At 49.2% G+C, this 579-nt stretch carries 1 pseudogene; it reads right to left on the reverse strand.

The window, feature by feature from the left end:
* Positions 1–76: 76 nt before the first annotated feature.
* A pseudogene (locus tag OKC30_RS21330) lies at positions 77–277 on the reverse strand (LysE family transporter); the annotation flags it as partial.
* Between the last annotated feature and the right edge of the window lie 302 nt (positions 278–579).

The raw sequence follows: 579 nt of genomic DNA on the forward strand, positions 1-579 counted from the left end.
ATGAGCGTTCACATTGGTCCGGAAATGGTGTTCACGTTGAATCGGAATTGGTGTTCATGATCGGCCGGAATATGCAACTCAACAGGGCAGACAGTCCCAGAGCTGCCGCCAACACATGCACCATGGTACCTGTCCCGATACCCAATGCCGCCATGGACCCTGCACGCCATCCCTGGGAGCCGCTGCGCAGCATGATGAGCAGGGAGTCAGGCCCAGGCATCATGTTCAACAACAGGCCAGAAACGATAAACAGCGCCAGATCGTGGATCCCCAACATACACAGCTCCTTGTACATGAAAGAAACAGTCTATGGATCCTGAAGTACTTGTCACTCCCGTTTCCGGCGATAGTGATTATCAAGGAAGGGAATAGCGTTTGAGCCGGAGATATTTGACGCTCAACCAGGTGAAAAAGAGAGATTGAGCCGTTTGAAAGGCAGTGATACTGGCTGAATAGCAATGTTTATCGATGTAATTGACTGGATTTTGAGCATTATCCAGACTTATACCAATCGGATTAAACATTAGGTCAGTTTTATCCAATCTCGGCTACAAAGTGACATCACCCGCTCCACATCGG

Source organism: Aeromonas sp. QDB18 (genome assembly GCF_027705325.1).
GTDB lineage: Bacteria > Pseudomonadota > Gammaproteobacteria > Enterobacterales > Aeromonadaceae > Aeromonas > Aeromonas caviae.